At 39.5% G+C, this 20,615-nt stretch carries 17 protein-coding genes; 8 read left to right on the top strand and 9 right to left on the bottom strand.

Annotated features, from left to right (window positions below):
• Positions 1-8: 8 nt before the first annotated feature.
• The 4 genes from P9B04_RS01855 to P9B04_RS01840 all read right to left on the bottom strand — a co-directional run bounded on the left by P9B04_RS01855 (position 9) and on the right by P9B04_RS01840 (position 3,400).
• Positions 9-2,021, bottom strand: a complete 2,013-nt coding sequence (locus P9B04_RS01855) for a ribonuclease catalytic domain-containing protein (RefSeq protein WP_342053300.1) — start codon at positions 2,019-2,021, stop codon at positions 9-11.
• A gap of 144 nt (positions 2,022-2,165) precedes the next feature.
• Positions 2,166-2,381, bottom strand: a complete 216-nt coding sequence (rpsR, locus tag P9B04_RS01850) for a 30S ribosomal protein S18 (protein WP_342053299.1) — start codon at positions 2,379-2,381, stop codon at positions 2,166-2,168.
• Positions 2,382-2,413: 32 nt separating this feature from the next.
• Positions 2,414-2,608: a 50S ribosomal protein L33 gene (gene rpmG / locus P9B04_RS01845; RefSeq protein WP_342053298.1), complete on the bottom strand. Its 195-nt coding sequence runs from the start codon at positions 2,606-2,608 to the stop codon at positions 2,414-2,416.
• A gap of 288 nt (positions 2,609-2,896) precedes the next feature.
• Positions 2,897-3,400 carry a hypothetical protein gene (locus P9B04_RS01840; protein WP_342053297.1) on the bottom strand — a complete coding sequence of 168 codons (504 nt, stop codon included), beginning with the start codon at positions 3,398-3,400 and terminating at the stop codon, positions 2,897-2,899.
• A gap of 788 nt (positions 3,401-4,188) precedes the next feature.
• On the opposite strand from P9B04_RS01840, the gene P9B04_RS01835 reads away from it, so the two are divergent.
• Positions 4,189-5,367, top strand: a complete 1,179-nt coding sequence (locus P9B04_RS01835; protein WP_342053296.1) for a cysteine desulfurase family protein — start codon at positions 4,189-4,191, stop codon at positions 5,365-5,367.
• Positions 5,368-5,953: 586 nt separating this feature from the next.
• Positions 5,954-7,135 (top strand): DNA polymerase III subunit beta, encoded by a 1,182-nt coding sequence (dnaN, locus tag P9B04_RS01830; RefSeq protein WP_342053295.1) that lies wholly within the window; start codon positions 5,954-5,956, stop codon positions 7,133-7,135.
• 31 nt (positions 7,136-7,166) lie between these two features.
• Here the strand turns inward: dnaN and P9B04_RS01825 are convergent, their stop codons facing one another.
• The 3 genes from P9B04_RS01825 to ldpA form a co-directional block, all read right to left on the bottom strand.
• Positions 7,167-8,348: a M20 family metallopeptidase gene (locus P9B04_RS01825; RefSeq protein WP_342053294.1), complete on the bottom strand. Its 1,182-nt coding sequence runs from the start codon at positions 8,346-8,348 to the stop codon at positions 7,167-7,169.
• A gap of 330 nt (positions 8,349-8,678) precedes the next feature.
• On the bottom strand, positions 8,679-10,484 hold the full coding sequence (locus P9B04_RS01820) for a R3H domain-containing nucleic acid-binding protein (protein WP_342053293.1): 1,806 nt from the start codon (positions 10,482-10,484) through the stop codon (positions 8,679-8,681).
• Positions 10,485-10,554: 70 nt separating this feature from the next.
• Positions 10,555-11,607 carry a circadian clock protein LdpA gene (gene ldpA / locus P9B04_RS01815; RefSeq protein ID WP_342053292.1) on the bottom strand — a complete coding sequence of 351 codons (1,053 nt, stop codon included), beginning with the start codon at positions 11,605-11,607 and terminating at the stop codon, positions 10,555-10,557.
• A gap of 479 nt (positions 11,608-12,086) precedes the next feature.
• On the opposite strand from ldpA, the gene P9B04_RS01810 reads away from it, so the two are divergent.
• The gene (locus tag P9B04_RS01810; protein WP_342053291.1) at positions 12,087-13,181 is read left to right on the top strand and encodes a calcium/sodium antiporter; all 1,095 of its coding nucleotides are present in this window, start codon (positions 12,087-12,089) and stop codon (positions 13,179-13,181) included.
• A gap of 273 nt (positions 13,182-13,454) precedes the next feature.
• The gene (locus P9B04_RS01805) at positions 13,455-14,813 is read left to right on the top strand and encodes an NAD(P)/FAD-dependent oxidoreductase (protein ID WP_342053290.1); all 1,359 of its coding nucleotides are present in this window, start codon (positions 13,455-13,457) and stop codon (positions 14,811-14,813) included.
• Between the two features lie 73 nt (positions 14,814-14,886).
• Here the strand turns inward: P9B04_RS01805 and P9B04_RS01800 are convergent, their stop codons facing one another.
• Complete coding sequence (locus P9B04_RS01800; protein WP_342053289.1) at positions 14,887-16,086, bottom strand: tetratricopeptide repeat protein; 1,200 nt, start codon at positions 16,084-16,086, stop codon at positions 14,887-14,889.
• Positions 16,087-16,103: 17 nt separating this feature from the next.
• Complete coding sequence (locus P9B04_RS01795) at positions 16,104-16,859, bottom strand: LmeA family phospholipid-binding protein (protein ID WP_342053288.1); 756 nt, start codon at positions 16,857-16,859, stop codon at positions 16,104-16,106.
• Between the two features lie 257 nt (positions 16,860-17,116).
• On the opposite strand from P9B04_RS01795, the gene P9B04_RS01790 reads away from it, so the two are divergent.
• The 4 genes from P9B04_RS01790 (at position 17,117) to fumC (ending at position 20,584) form a co-directional block, all read left to right on the top strand.
• Entirely contained in the window at positions 17,117-17,482 is a 366-nt protein-coding gene (locus tag P9B04_RS01790) for a hypothetical protein (protein WP_342053287.1), read from the top strand.
• A gap of 190 nt (positions 17,483-17,672) precedes the next feature.
• Complete coding sequence (locus P9B04_RS01785) at positions 17,673-18,215, top strand: hypothetical protein (RefSeq protein ID WP_342053286.1); 543 nt, start codon at positions 17,673-17,675, stop codon at positions 18,213-18,215.
• Positions 18,203-19,192 carry an HTTM domain-containing protein gene (locus P9B04_RS01780; protein ID WP_342053285.1) on the top strand — a complete coding sequence of 330 codons (990 nt, stop codon included), beginning with the start codon at positions 18,203-18,205 and terminating at the stop codon, positions 19,190-19,192. Before P9B04_RS01785 ends, P9B04_RS01780 begins: the two co-directional genes overlap by 13 nt.
• Positions 19,193-19,210: 18 nt before the next feature.
• Positions 19,211-20,584: a class II fumarate hydratase gene (gene fumC, locus P9B04_RS01775; RefSeq protein ID WP_342053284.1), complete on the top strand. Its 1,374-nt coding sequence runs from the start codon at positions 19,211-19,213 to the stop codon at positions 20,582-20,584.
• The last annotated feature ends 31 nt before the right edge of the window (positions 20,585-20,615 follow it).

The raw sequence follows: 20,615 nt of genomic DNA, 5'->3' as shown, positions 1-20,615 counted from the left end.
ATTTATTTTCAACTATTAATGATAGTTTCGTGTTCAAGCATCTCACGAAAGCGGATTTCATCACGATGAGGATCAGCGCGACTGACCTGTACATTGATGCGATCGCCTAAAGACACGGAACGCTCAAAACGATGAGGTAATTCTAACCCCAATTCTTCCAAGAGAATCACCCCTAACCCTTCATCTTCCCTTAACCAGCGTAAAACTAATCCTTGCCAAACTTGATCGGCGTTACGACGCAAAAATTCTAACCCCCAGTAACGGTTCGTTTGTCGTTCAACTAGGGATGCTTCTTGTGCTGACAGGGTAACGCTATATAAAATTTGTTGCATCATGTCCAGAGAAAAGGGTAGTTCATCCCCTCTCAGATGAGCCTTTAGTTGAAAATGAGTCAATAAATCCGTGTAGCGACGAATAGGAGAAGTTACTTGAGTATAGTTGTCTAAACCTAAACTAGAGTGACGACTAGGCAGGGTTCCCATTTCGCTGCGGGGCATACAACGGCGCAAAGCACAAGCCCTCACTGGACCTGCCGGTAACAATAATAATTCTTCTTCTGAAGGTAACTCTGGTTGAGGTTGTCCTCGAAAGGGAACAGGTATGCCGTGTTCCCGGCAATAATTTCCTGCCACTTCTCCGGCTAGAATCATCATTTCTGCTACTAACTGACGAGAAATAGACGTTTCTAATAATTCAATTATAATTTGTTCTTCCGATTTCACTTTAATAATAGCTTCCGGCATTTTGATGGTGATCGACCCTTGGGACTGTCGCCACCGATGTCGTTTTTTTGCCGCATCTGCCAGCACTGCCAATTCTGATTCTGCAGTGATGCCTAACTGTAACATTTCATCCACATCGTGATAGGTGAGGCGATAGGTGGGTTTGATGATGCTGGCATGAATGGAATAAGATTCTGCTGCCCCCTCACTATCCAAGACAACCCCAAAACTCAAAGCTGCACAGATTTGACCTTGACATAAACTCATTGGTCCTGTGGCTAATTCCATTGGGAACATGGAGATCATCCCTGTAGGCAAATATAAAGTTGTGCTACGTTTCCTCGCCTCTAAATCTAACTCATCTCCTGGAGTGACTAAACGGGTAGGATCGGCGATGTGTATCCATAATTTGACTTTATTATCGTCCAAATATTCCACACTCAAACCGTCGTCAATTTCTTCTGTACTTTCATCATCGATGGTATAGACTTTTAGGTGGGTCAAGTCTAAGCGATCTCTATCAGGGTCGGCAGGCAAATTTTGTAAGTGAGAAGAGGCCACATCTAGCACCTTTTGAGGGAAATTGACTGGGTAAGAGCTTCGCTTTAAGAAAAGATTTTCGTTGGGACTCCACCATTTCAAAGTTACCAGCAAATCGAAAGCGGCATCAGGGGTAGTTCCCTGTCCTAGTTCTTTGAGTAAGTCTTGGGCGTTACGATGACTTTGCTCTGGTTGTAAGACAAATTTTTCTAGTAATTCTAATCGAGTGCGATCGCTCTGAGTCCATTCTACCCTTTCCCCTGCTATACCTTGTTGAATATGCTCAAGAAAGATTTCTTTTTCTTGTTGACGCTGTTGTTCAACTTCTAGTTGATGTTTAATTTCTTCGACTTGACTGAGGGAACGGGGTTCATAGTTATCTCCTTTTTTCTTAAAGTATATTTTGTCCTCAGACAGTAGACGATGGGCTGCATAACATAACTTTGGTGTTTGCTCGGAGTAAAGAAAGCTGGCCATCTCTGCCGGTGTTACTGCTTCTCCGTCTTCTACTAACAATTCCCAGGCCACTTCTAAATTAGAGGGGTCAAGGTAGGGTCGAATCTCTTGGAGAAATTGAGGTATATCATCCGTATGGTAAGGGCCTCCTGGTACTTCATAGTCTATTCGTTGGGGTCGCAACTTATGGGAATGACCTTTACAGTCAATAACCATCCAATCCTTTTTACCTTCTGGACGGTCAACCACTGCCAGACGATGTTCTCCGTTGACTCTAAATTCGACTAATTTACCTTTTTCCACCCGCTTTTTGCCTTACTTGCTAACATTTTCCCTAACTTTCCCATACTTCACCGTTTCTGGATAAGGTTTAGCGACTTGTATTGGTACTTTGAGGTTAAGTTCTGATACTATACTAACCCCGAATACCCAGAATTAGAGAATGAGTTAGGCCTCTTTGTTGACAAAAGGTAGCAAAGCCAAAAACCTTGCCCGTTTTACTGCTGTGGTTAAGGCTCTTTGTTGTTTTGCGGTCAACCCCGTAATCCTTCTTGGTAGGATTTTACCCCGTTCGGTGATAAATTTTCTTAACAGTTCTATATCCTTATAGTCGATGGGTTGTTTGGGAGGAATGGGGGACAAACGTTTGCGATAATAACTCATACTTGACTTTTTCCTTATTTTATGGTGTGCAACTATTTAATTTCTTTGTGAACGGTGTGGGTATTGCAGTGGGTGCAGAACTTTTTCAGTTCTATTCTTCCTGTGGTGTTGCGCCGATTTTTGCTGGTAGTGTAGCGACTAACGCCAGGCGATCTCTTGCTGATATTTGTTCGACATTCTGTACATTCTAGGGTAATAATTAGTCGAACCCCTTTTTTACTAGCCATAATTTAATTTAGCAATTTACTCGATTAATCAATATTTACACACAAACAAATATTGTGTCACATTTTTAGTCTGATTGCAAGTTAAGTGAAGTAGGGATAATTAAAGGGGGTCTAAGTTGAAACCCGTAGTTTTTCTTCTTCTAACTAAGTATTAGCTGATTTTACGTGCGAAGTAGTACAAGTAGGGAGCGAAAAACTTTGTTTCTTTAGCGATTTCATCTAAGCATTGCCCCATATTTAGTTTTTTTGTCAATGCAAAACTCCAATGTAACTTGAAGTATCTGTTTATTAGGACAAACAAGTGTCAAGGATTTTTTTATCACTTTGACTAATAAAATCAATACGATGATATCCGTCTAACTCTACTTCGGTCCATGAACTGTTAGTAGAAGCTGTAGAGGGGATTGTTAGTCTAACGGCGTAATCGTGACTAGTCCCATAAAAGTCTACAATAGACATACTTATTTGACCATTATCAAAGATTCCTGTAAAACAATTAAATTCTGAGCGCGGTCTATAAATAGCCCCTTGAACTTCTCCTTGATAAACTTTAAATATCATATAGTCTTGACCTATTTGATCCCGTTCAGAAGAGGTCCCGTATAAATATGTTCCATTGGGTAGTTGATTTTTAGTTATTGTTTGCGAATATAGTTCCCCTTGATTGTTATCTGTCTCTTTTTCGGTTGCCAGAATTGGTAAACTATTGTAAACAGCAACACTAGAAAATAAACTGGATGACAATATAAAAAGATGAGTGAGTGAGGATAAAAGTGATTTATTAAATAGCATGATATTTGTCTTAAAAATCCCTAAACGAGCGGTTTATATACATTTACCCTAGCCTTAAAAAAAGTTGAACTTATCGTCCAAAAGGTAGACTCTTCCCCTGTAGCTAGTCGGTTGAATAATTGGGAAAAGGAAATAAAGAATCAGTTAAATTAGACAACTTCGCTGATTTTGAGCTTAAACCGAAACGAAAACTTATTTGAAAGCAACTGAAGATAGCATTACGAACAACGGTTAGGACACACAAATTGTTGTGTTAGGGAACAGGAAACGGAGAAAATATCCTAACCTTAATGGGGAAGGCTATATGGTTTTCAGCTTTAAGATAAGCTTACATAGAATGGGATGACTCTTAGAGGCGATCACAATATCTATTGAGTTTCAAAAGTTTCCTTATAACCATCCTTATTTTGCAGTCATTTTTCAATAATCGTCAAGAACTTTCTTAAGTTTTAAGAAGCAGTAAAATGTTTACTGAAATTTTACAGCAGGTTTCATTTGTATAGTATTGTAAACTTTATAACCTGAGTTCGATATAAGAAAATTTGTTGAGTTAAGGAATCTCAAATATATACTCGAAAAAGACTTAACAGCGAACTCCAAACTCCTAAGATCGGACTCAGGTTTTATGGTGAAGGTAGGCGAGAATGCCAAGGGTTTGATGGAGAAAAAGACTATAATGTGTGTAAGCCCGATCATTAAAATCGATTGCTAGATTGTCGATTATCGTCTTGCTTACCCGTTCTTTGTAGTTACATCTGGCTTGAGCAAAACACTTATTTTAGGTCATAATGCAGATTTATTTAGATTATAGTGCCTCAACTCCTCCTCGTTCTGAGGTAATTGCTTACGTTAATAAAATTCTCACAGGAGAGTGGGGTAACCCTTCTAGTTTGCATCAATGGGGACAAAGAGCGGCTATAACCCTGGAAACTGCTAGAGTTGAAATAGCCTCGCTTTTCAACGCAGAGAACCCAGAATCGATTATTTTTACATCGGGGGGGACAGAAGCAGATAATCTCGCTATTTTAGGTGTTGCAGGGCAGTATGACACACCTCAACATCTAATCATTTCTAGTGTTGAACATCCGGCTATTAGGGAACCAATACGCCATCTAGAAGCCCAAGGATGGGAAATAACTACTTTACCTGTGAATCGTCAAGGAAGAATTAATCCCCTAGATTTAAAAGCGGCCATTCAATCCAATACGGTGCTTATTTCCATTATTCACGGTCAGAGTGAAGTAGGAACCCTGCAACCTATCGAAGAATTGGGGAAGATTGCACAGGCTCATGGTATCTTTTTTCACACAGATGCAGTGCAAACCGCCGGCAGAATGACTATCGATGTACAGCAACCTCCCATTGATTTATTATCCCTTTCGGCACACAAAATTTATGGAATTCAAGGAGTGGGGGCGTTATATGTGCGTCCGGGAGTAGAAATTGCTCCTTTAGTTTTAGGAGGGGGACAAGAAGGGAAAAAACGTTCAGGAACCCAGGCTGTGCCAGTTATCGCAGGGTTTGGACTCGCCGCCAAACTGGCATCTACAGAAATGATAACAGAAAGTTCTCGCTTGATGGGATTACGGAATCGCTTATTTGATTTGATGGCTGATTGTCCTTATTTGCTTGCTACGGGGGATAGGTTGTATCGTCTTCCTCATCATGTTAGTTTTGTGATTCACGATCCTTTTCAAACAAGTGCAACGGAAAAAATTACGGGTAAAATGGTTGTTCGCCAGATGAACTTAGCAGGAATCGCTATTAGTGCAGGTTCTGCTTGTCATAGTGGAAAATTGAGTCCTAGTTCTGTTTTATTGGCTATGGGTTACTCAGAAAAAGAAGCTTTAAGGGGCATTCGTTTAACTTTAGGACGAGAAACAACCCGAGAAGATATCGACTGGACAGCAATGGTATTAAAACAGGTATTGAATCGTTTAATGCCAAAATTGGCCGTTGCTAAGTAACCATCATTCAAAATATCCCTATGATTACAAAATCAAAGAAAAATAGTCCCCACACTCCCCACCCTCACTAAACCAAGATTTTTATTCACTCAATTGAAAACTGCTATGAGTCTGTGGAAAAAGTTAAAATTATTTTAAATCGCTAAATTTGACAATTTACGTGAAAAATAGGTTTTTTTGAGCTATTTTTAGATTTTTTTCCCAGAAAGAGTAAAATTTCAGTTCCATGAAATTACGGTGTGTGAGCAGTTGAGAATTTCTCCGTTTGGTTTAGCTCTAAAGAAAAGCATTTACGAACAATCCCTTATAAAATTGAGAATGACAGTGAATTATGGAATAAGAATCAAGATTATTGTCTTATATGTGCATTTAGTTGTCTTTTGTTCTTCTCAGTATTTATTGCTGTTCTCCCCTTTTTTGCCAAGATTAGCTAATTTTTAAGATTAAACTAAGATTTCTGTGGAAAAAATAAAAGTTTTTCCACACCTTTTCCACAAACTCACCCCGAAACAGAAGAAAAATTTAAGCAACTAGGAATCTGTTTTAAAATACAATTGATCTACGTTAATTACCCTTTCAACTCTCTATGAAATTCCTTTGTAGTCAAAGTGATCTTAATAGCAATTTATCTTTAGTCAGTCGTGCTGTTCCCTCTCGTCCGACGCACCCTATTTTAGCCAATGTGTTAGTGATAGCTGACAGTCAAAAAAACCGAGTTAGCCTAACCGCATTTGACCTCAGCTTGGGAATCGAAACCAGTTTTAGTGCTGATGTTAGTGAAGACGGGCAAATTACCTTACCAGCTAAACTGCTCAACGACATTGTATCACGACTTCCAGAAGGGGAAATCACCCTCATGGTCGAAGAAGATGAAGACAACGATAGTCAAATCGTAGCTCTAAAATCGGCATCAGGACAGTTTCAGGTAAGAGCGATGGATGCAGAGGAGTTTCCCCCATTACCAACGGTAGAAGAAGGGGAGTCAATTCAATTGCCCATTGTGATGTTAACAGAAGGCTTAAAAGGGGCTTTATTTGCAGCCAGTAGCGACGAAACCAAACAAATCTTGACAGGGGTTCATTTAACAGGGACACCGGATAGTTTGGAGTTTGCCGCCACCGATGGACACCGCTTATCTGTCGTAGAAACTACTTTATCTCCACAAACAGATGAGGAAAATGAAGAGGAAAAAAGTCCTGAAATGCCGAATCTAGAGGGATTTTCCATGACCATTCCTGCGCGAGCTTTACGGGAGTTAGAACGGATTATTGGTAACCGTGGTGAATCAGATACCATCGCTTTACAGGTGGATGAAGGGCAAGTTGTGTTTCAATTGGGCCATCAACGGTTGACGGTTCGTAAGTTAGATGGGGCGTATCCTAACTATCAAATGCTTATTCCTAAACAGTTTAGTCGCAGCGTTAGTTTAGAGAGAAAACGCTTATTGAGTAGCTTAGAAAGGGTGGCGGTTTTAGCGGATCAAAAAAACAATTTAGTCAAGTGTACTTTTAGTCACGAAGACGGACAAGTTTCTTTATCCGTGGAAACCCAAGATTTAGGTAGTGCAAAAGAATCCATGCCGGCAGAAGTTACTGGGGAAAGCGGAGAAATTGCTTTTAATGTTAAATATTTAATGGATGGTTTGAAGGCGTTACCCACCACAGACATAAAAATGCAGTTAAATGAGGGGAATCAGCCGGTTATTTTCAATCCCTTGGGAGGATTACAAATGACCTATTTGGTTATGCCGGTTCAAATCGTTAAGTAGTCTAATCTTTTAGGGTAACTGATAAGCAATTTCAATGTTTCCCTTGCCAATATTTACAAGTAGCATAGGCTAAAGTAACCACACCGGTAACAATAGCAGACTCATCCACTTCAAATAAGGGATGGTGCAAAGGGTAGTTAGTCTTATCTTGACGGCCAACACCCAAGCGAAACATGGTACCTGGGGCGTGTTCTAAGTATAAGGAAAAATCCTCTGCCCCTAAAGATGGTTCCGGGAGTATTTCTACGAGATCGTTGCCCCATGCTTCCCGACAAGCACTTTCTAAGATTTGGGTCAAGTTGAGATCATTTTGAACCGAAGGAACTCCCCGACGGTAATTCATTTCGTACTTAGCATTGTAAGTGTTGCAGACATTGGCAACAATTTTTTCTATCCAGTCCGGTAAGTTAGCATGGGTTTCCGGATGGAGCGATCGCACCGTCCCGGCCATTCTAACTTGATCGGCGATGACATTTGGGGCGCGACCTCCGCTTATTTGTCCAATGGTTAAAACCAAAGGACGTAAAGGGTTCTGAGTTCTGCTGATGGCTTGCTGTAGGGTGGTTATGATTTGAGAAGCGATCCAAATAGCATCCACTGCTTCGTGGGGGCGCGCCCCGTGACCAGATTCTCCTTGAATGAAGATTTCGATATCATCTGCAGCTGCGGTTAAAGCCCCGTAGCGAATGCCCACAGAACGGGACATAAGGGACGGAAATACATGAACTCCAAAAACGCCGTCCACATCTCGCATCGCCCCGTCCTGCACCATCCAGCTTGCTCCTTGGGCGATTTCTTCGGCAGGTTGGAATAGGAAGCGAATGTTCCCGGGCAATTTTTCTCGTAACTGAGCTAAAATCATGGCAGTTCCCAATCCAAGAGTTGTATGGACATCATGACCACAGGCGTGCATTACCCCAGATTTACAGGAGGCAAACTCCAGTTGTGTCCTTTCTTGGATGGGTAGAGCGTCCATATCGGTGCGTATGGCTAAAATCCCCTTTTTTTGACCATTTCCTTCTAAGTTACCCACTACCCCTGTTTTTCCTACCGCTTCTTGCACACGAATACCGCAGGATGAGAGAACTCCCGATACATAGGCTGCTGTTTGGTATTCTTGTCCGCTTAATTCTGGGTGTGCGTGCAAATGACGACGAATTTCAATCAACCTTGGTGCTAGGTCTTCAGCAAGGGTTTTTATTTGGGAGAGCATAGAAAATGGTGAGGATTGAGCATTATTTTTATATTAACAATATACTCAATGCAAAAGGATAAATAGTTCAACAGGGGTAAGGTAGGGTTTTTTAGAGGAACTATTACTGACATCTTGCACCAGTGCATAAAAACTTAAGTTAGTAAGCAGTTCCTCACTCCGTTTCGGCGCTATCGCACAGCGTTCGGCTTTCATCTCTTAGCTGAAAGAGTTAAGCTTATGTTTAATCTCACTCACAGCATAAGATAGGGATTGATATGTTTCAACTGATGGCTGATAGCTGAACCCTTACAAACTAGCCAGTTTTACTGAAGGTGCAAGATGTGAGTATTATGCCGGATAAATCCGTAATCTACGGTTAGGTTCCTCACCAAAACTATCGGATTGTAGACGATAATGTTCTACTAACTCGTGTTGCATTTTTCGGACTTTAGGCGATCGAGGTAATAATTCTACGGGTTGACCTTTAGGTAGTACAATCTGCTCTACCGCTAGTCTCGCTTCCTCTAGAGCTTCTAACTCATCGTCATTACCCCCACGGGTAAATAGTCTTAAATCTGCTGTTTCTGGAGTTTTAGTCTCATCCATCCCTAATATGCGCTGCAAGGTTCGGGTAATTTGGGGAATGGTGTTAGATTTAACCCCGTGAATCGGTACTTGACGTATTTTGGCAACTTGGCGTAACTTAGATTGGTTTTTTAGATGGGAGCGTAAGGCTACCACTACATCAGCGTTGTCTAAGTCTTTGGTTAAAACAATGGGTAAATTTAGTACCTCAATTACCTGTTCCAGTTGCGATCGCCCGATTCCATAAGGATAAATGTACACAGGAAAGTCCTCTCCATTAGGACCAGGAATCCTCACTTTATTCCCTTTTGGTTCTGGTTGGGACCAGGAAGCATTTAAAAGGCGGTCGAATTCGGAGGGTGAACTGATACTACCCGCTTTTTTGGAGCCAAAAGCAGACACAGGGGTCATTTTCCCCGATGCACGCCATCCTTTGGGTTGTTGTATCATGTCACGTCCAAAAGTAGCGGGGTTTGGGGTCAAATCAGGTTCTTCTTGGGCGATTTGTACTTCCCCCTTTTCATCTACGGTTCTCAGTTGAGGGTTGGGGTGTCCATTGCGTAATAAAATGTCGATGGTGTTAGCTACATCTTGATGAACTACCCATTTTTGTCTCTCCAACATTTCGATGGCAATCTCAAAGGTAGGAGGTGCTTTTCTCTCCAAAACTGTTTTTTGAGAACCTCGTCTTCTGGCTTCATCATCCCCCAAAGTAACCGCTTGAATGCCTCCGATAAGGTCAGAAAGGGTGGGATTTTTGAGTAAATTTTCGATACGGTTACCGTGAGCCGTTCCTACTAACTGAACCCCTCGCTCAGCAATAGTCCGAGCGGCTAAAGCTTCTAATTCCGTGCCAATTTCGTCGATAACGATCACTTCTGGCATGTGGTTTTCCACTGCTTCGATCATTATTTTATGCTGTAATTCTGGGGCTGCTACCTGCATCCGTCTAGCGCGGCCAATAGCTGGGTGGGGAATATCTCCATCCCCGGCGATTTCGTTAGAAGTGTCAATTATAACCACTCGTTTGTCAAAGTCATCCGCTAAAACCCTGGCAATTTCTCGTAGTGCGGTTGTTTTACCCACCCCCGGACGACCTAGTAAGAGTAGAGATTGCCCTGTTTCTACTAAGTCGCGGATCATTGAAATGGTACCAAAAACAGCCCTTCCCACACGACAGGTTAAACCGATAATGTCTCCACCACGATTACGAATGGCACTGATACGGTGCAAAGTTCGTTCTATCCCGGCTCGATTATCACCGCTAAAGGTTCCTACTCGTTGAATTGCGTATTGTAAATCCGCTGCCGATACAGGAACTTCCCCTAAGTAGGTAGCTTCCCCAGGAAAACGAGCTTCTGGGAGTCTTCCTAAGTCCATGACAACTTCTACTAAGAGATCGCAGTTGGGATGTTCTGTGAGATGATTACAAATGCTTGAGGGTAAAATATTGAGCAGCTTACTAAGATTATCGGTAATCTGCATCCGTTGAGATAAAACTTTTTCGGGTATAGATGGCACTGTTATGGATGATGGATTTAAAGAGTTATTTATTTTGGGGTTTAACATAATTTACCGAGCTTAGTCAAGATTATTACTGGGAGACGAGAAAGGGATCATTGATAATTGGTCATTGGATTTACCTCTGCTTTAAGGGTGAAACTAAACCGTAAGCTGTGTCTACAGCTTGCCAAAATGATTCGGGAACGTCTTTTGTTGGGGATGATCTTATCTGTGTTTCGATCGCTTCTAAAAAAGGAGATATTAAAGTACGGGCGTAACTGCCATAGGCGATTCCTGCTATGGTAGGTTCAGAGAGTGATTTAGGAGCTAATAAACCCAATTCTTTGAGTTTAGGTACGGTATGATTGTTAGTTCCCCCTGCTAGTTGAACCCATCCTGGTAAATCTCCTGCTAAAACTTTTTTTCCTAGTCGAATGGCTGCATGGGTAGTTCCTTTGCCTATATCTCCACTCATGGGACGACCATCGGTTTGCCAAATTAGTTCACAGGATAAAGGTGAGACGATATCATAAAGTGTGTGCAAATAGTTAATTAATCCCTTGCCGTCAGGACAACTAATAGCCACAAGTTTTAATTGTTTGATACCAGGAGATAATTGTTGCCAAAGTTCTTTAAATAGCTTTTCGCGTCCCACTTGGGTGTGAATTTCGATCGCATCTACACTGTTTTCTTTTAGCAAGTCTAATATTGTTTCTGGTGTAATGGTTCGTGAGCGAGTTTCAATTAAATTTAGAGGACACACAGGAAGACAACGACCACATCCATAACACCGCTGCTCTATAATTCCTAGTGGAACGATTGCTTGCGCTGGACAGATAGATTCACAAGGACGTAAACAGTCGGAAGGACATAATTTTTCATCGAAGTAAGCTTTGCGAAAGTGGGGATCTTTTCCATCGTTTAAACTGACCATTAACCAGGGTTTATTCATTTGGGGATAACCTCTGTTTTTGGCAATTTTTCCCCATTCAATCCCTAGATTTATCCCTTCTCTTGCCGCTTTTATCACTGCAGGATCGGCAGCCACATCGATACAGTTTGCGCCAGCTAGTGTGTAAACTAGGGACAAACTACGGATTGCTGGCAAGTCTTGGAAGCTTGCTCCACAAATTAGTTTAAACCATTTTCCTTTCCTCAAAGATGCTGAGGGGGATAGCCAATCATTCACTCTTCTATGTTGATACTATTCGCTAAATATTGTAGGTGTTTGCTTAGATTTTTCTTCTTGATGTTTAATTTTTTTAATTTAGGCTTCTCTATGTTACACCATAATACTATAATAATTCAACTGAGAGTTTAAAGGTTAATTGCCTCTTCGGGGCAAGGAGTCAGAATTAATATTAATAATCAAACATTTTTCTCTCCTGACTCGTGTGGGGTAGATGATGATAGAAAGTAAGGAAAAAATTAGAACAAATAAAAATTACGATATTTGATTTTATTTGTATGGTTTCTCAGAAGTTTATTGACTTATTAAAAAAGCTGAAAAATTCTTTGTGTTAAATAACAAGGATTCACTGTAATATGATAAGTAGGCCGTATCATAGGCCACATAGCAACTACGTCAAGGTTAAAAAATATTTTGACCTGGTTTCCTAGTTGCCAGATTTTTAATCTGTCGATCCTTATAAATAATCACAAAATTGAATGAATCTTATCATAGCTATTAAGTTACTCGTCGGACTCGTACTATTAGTGGTTGGAGCAGAAATTTTAGTGAGGGGTGCCGCCCGTTTAGCGGCCAGTGTAGGTATTTCTCCCTTGGTCATCGGTTTGACCATTGTTTCTTATGGAACCAGTTCCCCAGAGATGGCTGTGGCTGTACAGTCTAGTTTAGCTGGTCAAGCGGAATTAGCTTTAGGGAATGTTATTGGTAGTAATATATTTAATATTTTGGTCATTTTAGGCTTATCATCCCTAGCCATCCCTTTAATGGTAGCGCAACAGTTAATTCGTTTGGATGTCCCTATCATGATTGGAGTATCCTGTTTAACCCTTTTCTTTGGACTAGACCGCACCATTCATCGTTCCGATGGCATTATTCTTTTGGTGGGAGGTATTGTCTACACGGTATTTTTGATCTATCAAGGATCAAAAGAACCTAGTGATCCAGACTCAGAATACGAAGTAGAATACGGCAACAAAAGTTCTCTATCCTTGGGACAATGGGTTCAAAACATTGCTTTTATTTTGCTAGGGGTAGGATTTTTAGTCTTGGGATCTCAGTGGTTAGTGGACAGTGCCACAGACATTGCCCGTAAAATTGGAGTTAGTGATTTAATTATTGGTTTAACTATCGTTGCAGCCGGAACCTCCTTGCCAGAACTCGCTACTTCTGTTGTGGCTGCTATCAAAGGAGAAAGGGATATTGCAGTGGGTAATGTGGTAGGTAGTAATATTTTCAACATTCTAACCGTATTAGCGATTTGTGCCATTGTTTCCCCCATTGGGGTTCCTGTGTCTGATGCTGCTCTATATTTTGATTTACCAGTAATGGTAGCTATTGCCATTGCTTGTTTACCTATTTTCTTTACAGGAAATATAATTGCTCGTTGGGAAGGATTCTTATTTTTAAGTTATTATATTGCCTATACTACCTATCTTATTTTGTACACAACAGAGCATGACGGATTGTCTGTATTTAGTAGTGTTATGCTCTTTTTTGTGATTCCCATCACTGCTTTAACTCTATTAATTTTGGCATTAAATAGCTTACGAGAAAAACGACAACAAAAGAAGTAAGCCATCAGCTCTTAGAACATAAACTATTGTGACTCCTTGTCGTGTCCAGAAAAAAATGCCTCTTAGTCTCCGGTTGAACATGAGATCCTTGTCACAAGGAAGTTCCCATAAAGCAAAATTAAGATAATATAGACTGATAAAAGTCCTTTTAAAAAGGGAAGAACTTAAACCAAAATTTTTAGTAACTCTAGTTACTTAACCTTTTTGAAATTACCCTTAAACTATGGGTCAAGCAAACAACGTGATATCACGCAATAGCAGTTTAAAACATTTATGGATCATAACGCCTTGAAAAATCAAACAAATGTTGTTATCGTTGGCGGAGGCTTTGGAGGCTTATACACAGCTAAAGACCTCAAAAATGCCTCTTTAGAAGTAACTCTCATTGATAAACGTAATTTTCATCTTTTCCAACCTTTACTTTATCAAGTGGCCACTGGATTACTTTCTCCGGCGGAGATATCTTCCCCTTTACGATTGGTTTTACGTCAACATAAAAATACCAAAGTTCTTTTAGATCACGTAGTCGATCTCGATCCCGAGAAAAAAGAGGTAGTCCTAGATAATCATGAACCTATTCCTTACGATGTTTTGGTGTTAGCTACTGGGGTATCTCATCACTATTTTGGTAACGATCAATGGGAACCTTTAGCCCCAGGTTTAAAAACAATTGAGGATGCGATCGAGATTCGTCGCCGCATTTTTATGGCCTTTGAGGCAGCAGAAAAAGAAACAGACCCTGTCAAACGCCAAGCTTGGTTAACCTTTGTTATCGTTGGGGGAGGACCAACTGGCGTAGAATTGGCTGGAGCGATCGCAGAAATTGCCCACGGAGCGTTAGCTGGTGATTTTCGCAATATAGATCCCAAAGAATCCCAAATTCTTCTTATTGAAGGGCTAGATCGGGTACTTCCTCCCTATCCCCCCGAATTATCCGCTAAAGCAGCAGATGATTTACGCCATTTAGGGGTCACAGTTCAAACCCAATCGATGGTAACGGATATCAATGACCATGTGGTAACGGTTCGTCAAGGGGAACAAATTAAACAGATTAACTCCCGTACTATTTTATGGGCAGCCGGGGTAAAAGCCTCGAAAATGGGTAAGGTGTTAGCGGAACGCACTGGTGTAGAATTGGATCGGGCAGGACGAGTAGTAGTCGAGCCAGACCTCAGTATTCCAGGGTATTCTGATATTTTTGTTATCGGAGATTTAGCTAATTTTCCCCATCAAGGAGAGCGTCCCTTACCTGGTGTAGCACCGGTGGCCATGCAACAGGGAGCTTATGTAGCTAAACTAATTAAGCAACGTCTCCAAGGAGAATCTTTACCCCCGTTTGTCTATAACGATTATGGCAATATGGCGGTTATTGGCAAGAATAAAGCTGTGGTTAATTTAGGGTTTGCTAAATTCTCTGGTTTCTTGGCTTGGTTCCTTTGGGTTTGGGCCCATATTTACTACCTGATTGAATTTGATAACAAGTTAGTTGTTATGGTTCAGTGGGGTTGGAATTACTTTACCCGTGGTCGCGGTGCGCGATTAGTTACTGGGGTTGGTGAAGGAAAAAGGAAAGACCAACTGCAAGAAATGGCTCAAGAGGCAACAAAAGCCCCAACTTCTGTGACTCGTTAAAATTTCCAGGCAACAGTCTTGGTAAAGCAGTAGGGTGGATAATATCCACCTTACCATTAGTTTTATGTTGATCCTATTCTTCCCAAATCCCTAATTCTTTTAAACCATTACGCAGATTGTCTGCAGCTACCTGGTTATCTTGCTCATTATATAAACTCACTGCTTTCTTAAAAGCTTCGGAACTTTCAGGAAGTCTATTCAACTTGAATAAAACCACTCCTAAGTTCTGATAGGCGGCCGCATAATGGGGGCTTAAAGATGTTAATTTTTCATAGATAGATACAGCGTCTGCTAACCTTCCCATAGCACTTAAAGTCATGGCAAAGTTATAGTAACCTGTGATAAAACTAGGATCGATTTTTAGGCTAGTTTCGTAGGCTTGGGCTGCATTTTTATAGTCTCCCATACTTTGCAATACTACCCCTAAATTGTTATGAGAACCTAATTTTAAAGGTTCCATAATAGGTTGATTGATGGCTTTTTGGTAGTGTTTGATAGCTTTTTCCGAGTCTTCTTGTTTGGCGTAGAGATTTCCTAAATGATAATGAAGTTCGTATAAGACGTGGATGTCTGCTTTATTGGATTTTATACCCTGTTTAAATAACTTAAATGCCTGTTTCTCTTTGCCAGTTTGAGCATATAAAGCTCCTAATTTACTACAAGTGTAGGGATCGTTTGGGTGTTCTTTAATAAAACCTTCCATCGCAGCCTTGGCACGATTGAACTTATCTAAAGATGCGATCGCTCCTGGGGTATAACCGTAATGGAACACACTAATGACGGGAAGATCGACAATTTTCCAAGAATTTTCTTTTTTCAATATCTCTCCCACACTATCATCAATGATGGCGTGATAGGGACGAGAAAAACTAATCTCTGGATGCTTACGAAATAAACGAGAAACTAAAGAATAAGGCGACTGTGATGAACCAATTTCATGACGAACTAAATTCACCACTATATTTTCTTCTTGTTCTATGGACTCTTTTATTTGTGGGGCAACTTTTTTATTGAAAACTTCGTCAGCATCCAATACCAAAACCCAGTCCCCTGTTACATATTTTAGGGCTTCGTTTCTGGCCTCTGCAAAATTATTGCCCCATTGATAAGTTGGTACAATTGCTCCGAACTTTTCAGCAATCTCTATGGTTTTGTCCGTTGAACCTGTGTCCATGACTACCATTTCATCAACGATATCTTGAACACTCTCTAGACATTTTGATAGGGTTGATTCTTCGTTTTTAACAATCATGCAGAGGCTAAGTTTTGTCATAACGACTCCCAATATTTCTACTTCTTCCCTTGGGGAAAACGATCGATTTTTGCAATACCGTAGAAGATTAGTTCTTTATTACGGATACGAATGCGATCCACTCTCAACTGTGTTCCATCTAGTGCAAATTTGTCTAAGTCTAACAAGCTATTTACATGACCAATTAAAGCTTGACCCAAATTTTTTGCTTTTTCATCCCCTTCGTAGTTGACGTGGGTGAATTGGATTTTCCTGCGATCCTCCACTTCCACTTGTGCAGTCATATCTATGTTGATGGTTTCAGTGCTTTTACCTAGTTGCACTTGGCTTCTCAGGGTTAATGATTTATCATCGTTTACTAACATTTCCGTTTTTTGGAAATTTAAAGCCTGTCCTTCGTGTTCCAAACGTTGCAACTTTTCTACCACAAAGGGGGTGTTAAAGGAGGTTGTTAGGTCATCTTCGGTTAAGACGACTCGCATAGTTGCTTGAGTGGGTTGTCTGAGGTTGACTAATCCTCTGAAAATGGCACTAAAATCGATAGAAACAGCTTGTACATAGAGTTCCATTCCCTCTATGCGCAAACCATTGTACATGAGCATTCCGTTACCAATGAAGTCAAAACCGTCTACACTGCCTTGTAATAACTTGGCAACGGGTTCGGCCCTAACCATCGCTTCTATCTTGCCGGTCTGCTTGAATAAAGCTGCGATCGCAGCACTAACGGCTTTACTGACGATTTTATCGCCACCTTGATTGGGAAAAGGGAGGGTTCCAAACACAACTGCTGTCATTACTTAGTTACTTGGTTGTACGTTACTTCATCTTAACATTAAGAAATATGAAGTGCTGTTACATTTCTTAATATTTTGTATGAGAAATGTAACTATAGATTTAAGTCAATTATTATAATTGATTTGAGCCTGGGTTAAAATCAATTGCAAGAATTAAGATATTAAGTTGTTATCTTAAATTTATCCTAAATTTGCTCTGTTGGAACAAAAATGAAAGTTAAACTTGTAAAGCAAGTCACATTTTAGAGAAGAAAACTATGGGACTATCAACCGTGAAGAGATTAAATCTGACCCATTATATTGTATTGCTATGTGCTATTGTTGTTAGTGGTAGTTTTGCTTCCTCTGCTAATGCACAAGCAGACCAGCAAGACGAAATACGCTATGTTCAAGAAGCAGTTAAAATTCTTTATGACCAAGATCCAAATCAAGCATTTACTGTTCGGGAATTGTTAGATGATGGTTATAAAATGTGCAAAGAAGTTGCGGATGCTAATCGTGATCCATTGGGAAATTTAGCACAAGAAGCCATTAGGAGTGGTTTAGGGGTTGGGGAAAATAGTTCCGAAGACAACTCAGAAATGATGCGAATTTCTGAAAGGTATCTTTGTCCTGATCGTTAGGCAGTATGGATGATAAAAATAACTTTGATTAAGGGAGGGAACTTTGCCTCCCTTTATTTTTAGTAGTCTTGGATATTGAATAAAGTAAGTTAAAAAAATATGTGATCTTTGAGGTTAAACATTGAGAATTAATAGAATTTAGATAATGTGTTTATTCAGGGTCAATGATTAAGCTATAAAAGAAGTAAATATGGTATCCAAGTTAGCTGTTAAAAAGTCTGTTAATTATCTTAGAAAGCTTAGTATTACCTTTGTTATTGTCGGTTCTCTTGGTTCTCACCTCATACACAATACATCTCTTAAAAGTCCTATCTTTCCTAATCTATTTGCACGGTTCACCACCCTAACGGGAATGAGTAGTCAATGGCGGATGTTTTCCGTAGTAGATCGCTTTAGCTGGAAATTAGAAATTGTAGCTATTCACAAAGATAAAAAAGTAACAACATTGCCAATTTTTACTGAAGAAAATAAGGGATTTTTTGAAAAGCAGTTTATAAATTTCCGAGAGGGAAAATTGCACCAAAGCTTATTTGTTTATCCCCAAGTACGCTATCACTATAGTAGTTATTTATGTCGAATTTATCACGATAAAACTAATCATATTCAAGCTATTCGTTATGATTTATTTTGGAGAAAGATATTACCCCCTGGACAAGCTGCTATTAGAAATCAGTATCTAACAGAAGAGTTTAGCGATATAGGAAAACTAGGAGAGTATAAATGCCAGAATTGATTAAAAAGGTAGCTAAAAAATTTTATAATTTCTGGTTCGCTAAAGAGTCAACCCTAAATGTAGGAATATTTCGGATTGTTTTTGGTCTATTTATTCTCAATATTTTATTCCTTAGTTATTTTCATTGGGAGGAGTATTATGGAGTGCATGGGATTATATCTCTAGACAAATTTATTGACGATAGAGGGGGTTGGGTTTTAGCATCTTTTAAGTCTATATTTGCTCTATCTAATAATCCTCAATTTATCTGGGTTATTTATGGATTTGGTTTGATAATAACTTTGGGTTTTATTATTGGTTTGGCGACTCCTATTATGACAATTTTACTGTATGTTTTATGGGTGTCTTTATGTAATCGAAATCCTGCTATTATTGACAGTAAAGATGTGGTTATTCAGATGCTATTGTTTTATAGTTGTTTTGCACCTTTAGGGAATAGCTTATCTGTTGATAATATCTTTCGAGGAAAATCACTCAGAAAAAGTCGTAATATTACTAATTATATTTCTCCAAAACAGTCAGTTTGGAGTTTAAGAATTCTACAAATTTCTATTATTTTGATTTACATTTTTTCTGCTGTGGATAAACTGCACAGTGATGTTGCTTGGCGAGAAGGTAGTATCATGTATTATATTTCTTTGTATGATGCTTGGTTTCGCTTTACAGATGTTGATTTACTGCACAATTATTTTTTGAGTATTATCGCAACTTATAGTGCTTTAATGCTTGAATTCTTGTTTCCTATTTTGGTATGGTTCAAAAAAACTAAATATTGGATGTTAGGCGCAATGGCATTATTTCACATTTCCATTGCCATTGTCATGAATGAATTTGTTTTGCAATTTAGTATGATAATGTTGATTTCTTACACTTTATTTCTTGAACCTCAAAAAATAGAAAAATTATTATTAAAATCAAAGGAAACTATACTTATTGCCAAACAACAAAGAGTGACAGATAATAAAGTTAAATTATAAACAATAATGGAGATTAAAATGAGAATTGAAAGTGATACTATGGGGACAATTGAAGTTTCATCAGAAGCTTATTGGGGCGCACAAACCCAACGATCGCTCTATTATTTTGCTATTGGAAATGATACCATGCCTAGGGAGATGATTCGGGCGATCGCTATTCTCAAAAAAGCCACAGCTATTGTTAATAAGGACTTAGGAAAATTAGAGTCAGAAAAAGCAGAATTAATTGTACAAGCAGCCGACGAAGTTATATCAGGAAAATTAGATAGCCAGTTTCCTTTAAAAATTTGGCAAACTGGAAGCGGAACCCAAACTAATATGAATGCTAATGAAGTTATTGCTAACCGCGCCATCGAATTAGCAGGAGGAATACTAGGAAGTAAAAGTCCCATTCATCCGAACGATCATGTTAATATGTCTCAATCTTCTAATGATACTTTTCCCACTGCAATGCACATCGCAGCAACAGAAGAAATTCAGCACAAATTATTACCAGCAATTAGGAAACTAAGAGATAGTTTAGCAACAAAAACCCAAGAATTTGAAAACATCGTTAAAATCGGTCGCACTCATTTAATGGATGCAGTTCCCTTAACGTTGGGACAAGAATTTTCAGGGTACATTTCCCAGTTAGATAAAGACATAGAAAGAATACAATTAAGTTTACCCGATTTATATGAATTAGCCATCGGAGGAACAGCAGTAGGAACAGGACTAAATACCCATCCAGAATTTGCTGAAAAAGTCGCCCAAGAAATCGCCAGAATAACAGATTTGCCCTTTGTTTCCGCCCCTAATAAATTCGCGGCTTTAGCTGCACACGATGCCATTGTAATGTGCAGTGGAACCCTGAAAACCTTGGCTTGTTCTTTGATGAAAATAGCCAACGATATTCGTTGGTTAGGATCGGGTCCTCGTTGTGGTATTGGGGAGCTTATTTTACCAGCAAACGAGCCGGGATCATCTATCATGCCAGGAAAAGTTAATCCCACTCAATGCGAAGCAATAACTATGGTTTGTGTGCAAGTTATAGGCTATGATACTGCAATTAGTATGGCTGGAAGTCAAGGTAATTTTGAATTAAATGTCTTCAAACCTTTACTAATTTTCAATCTGTTAAACTCCATTCGTTTATTAGGAGATGCCTGTTCATCCTTTACAGAGCATTTAGTCTTAGGATTAAAAATTAATCAACAACAAATCGAAAGTTATCTCAACGAGTCCTTGATGCTAGTCACAGCTTTAAACCCCCATATCGGTTACGATAAAGCTGCCAAAGTTGCTAAAAAAGCTTATCAAGAAAATACAACTTTAAAAGAAGCTTGTGTTAGTTTAGGATTTCTAACCAAAGAGGAGTTTAAAACCATTGTTGATCCCCAAAAAATGACTTAATTCAACCGACAGTTTTTTGCGGACATTTCGT

Origin of the sequence: Crocosphaera sp. Alani8 (assembly GCF_038442745.1) — a bacterium.
GTDB lineage: Bacteria > Cyanobacteriota > Cyanobacteriia > Cyanobacteriales > Microcystaceae > Crocosphaera.
The sequence above is the reverse complement of the archived record's forward strand: the minus strand, read 5'-3'. Positions and strand labels throughout refer to the sequence as shown.

Bases quoted from the DNA above. Each gene is read 5' to 3' on its own strand.
- P9B04_RS01810 (WP_342053291.1), top strand. From the start codon at position 12,087: ATGAATCTTATCATAGCTATTAAGTTACTCGTCGGACTCGTACTATTA.
- P9B04_RS01805 (WP_342053290.1), top strand. From the start codon at position 13,455: ATGGATCATAACGCCTTGAAAAATCAAACAAATGTTGTTATCGTTGGC.
- P9B04_RS01800 (WP_342053289.1), bottom strand. From the start codon at position 16,086: ATGACAAAACTTAGCCTCTGCATGATTGTTAAAAACGAAGAATCAACC.
- rpsR (WP_342053299.1), bottom strand. From the start codon at position 2,381: ATGAGTTATTATCGCAAACGTTTGTCCCCCATTCCTCCCAAACAACCC.
- rpmG (WP_342053298.1), bottom strand. From the start codon at position 2,608: ATGGCTAGTAAAAAAGGGGTTCGACTAATTATTACCCTAGAATGTACA.
- P9B04_RS01820 (WP_342053293.1), bottom strand. From the start codon at position 10,484: ATGTTAAACCCCAAAATAAATAACTCTTTAAATCCATCATCCATAACA.
- P9B04_RS01795 (WP_342053288.1), bottom strand. From the start codon at position 16,859: ATGACAGCAGTTGTGTTTGGAACCCTCCCTTTTCCCAATCAAGGTGGC.
- P9B04_RS01785 (WP_342053286.1), top strand. From the start codon at position 17,673: ATGGTATCCAAGTTAGCTGTTAAAAAGTCTGTTAATTATCTTAGAAAG.
- P9B04_RS01840 (WP_342053297.1), bottom strand. From the start codon at position 3,400: ATGCTATTTAATAAATCACTTTTATCCTCACTCACTCATCTTTTTATA.
- P9B04_RS01825 (WP_342053294.1), bottom strand. From the start codon at position 8,348: ATGCTCTCCCAAATAAAAACCCTTGCTGAAGACCTAGCACCAAGGTTG.
- dnaN (WP_342053295.1), top strand. From the start codon at position 5,954: ATGAAATTCCTTTGTAGTCAAAGTGATCTTAATAGCAATTTATCTTTA.
- P9B04_RS01790 (WP_342053287.1), top strand. From the start codon at position 17,117: ATGGGACTATCAACCGTGAAGAGATTAAATCTGACCCATTATATTGTA.
- fumC (WP_342053284.1), top strand. From the start codon at position 19,211: ATGAGAATTGAAAGTGATACTATGGGGACAATTGAAGTTTCATCAGAA.
- P9B04_RS01835 (WP_342053296.1), top strand. From the start codon at position 4,189: ATGCAGATTTATTTAGATTATAGTGCCTCAACTCCTCCTCGTTCTGAG.
- P9B04_RS01780 (WP_342053285.1), top strand. From the start codon at position 18,203: ATGCCAGAATTGATTAAAAAGGTAGCTAAAAAATTTTATAATTTCTGG.